1 protein-coding gene is annotated in these 404 nt (G+C 63.9%); it reads right to left on the bottom strand.

The genetic code is table 11. From position 1 onward, the window contains the following. Positions 1-82: 82 nt before the first annotated feature. Positions 83-404: iron ABC transporter permease (locus tag NE591_RS12905; RefSeq protein ID WP_256156822.1), on the bottom strand; the 322-nt coding region annotated here is incomplete at its 5' end.

Below are 404 nucleotides of genomic sequence, written 5' to 3'. Positions count from 1 at the left end.
CACCCGTCGGGAATGGAAAACGAAAGGTCGTGCAAGATCTCGCGGCTTCCGTAGCAGAAGCTCAAGCTGGTCACATCGATGCTCATAGCTTCTTCTTCCGCGTTATGAGGTACAAGAAGAACGGCGCGCCCACGAAAGCGGTGAGGATGCCGATGGGGATTTCGGCGGTGGTGGCAAGGCGGGCGACGTCGTCCACGATGAGCAGGAAGCTGGCGCCCATGAGCATGGCTGCGGGAATGAGGCGGCGATAGTCGGCGCCGACGAGCATGCGGCACAGGTGCGGAATGACGAGGCCCACCCAGCCGATCATGCCGGTGACGCAGACGCTCGCGGCGGTGACGAGCGTGGCGGTGATGATGACGACGATGCGGGTGCGTCGGGCGTTCACGCCCATGGTGGCGGCC

The organism is Adlercreutzia sp. DFI.6.23, assembly GCF_024462535.1.
In the GTDB taxonomy this organism is placed as follows: Bacteria; Actinomycetota; Coriobacteriia; order Coriobacteriales; family Eggerthellaceae; genus Adlercreutzia; species Adlercreutzia rubneri.
The sequence above is the reverse complement of the archived record's forward strand: the minus strand, read 5'-3'. Positions and strand labels throughout refer to the sequence as shown.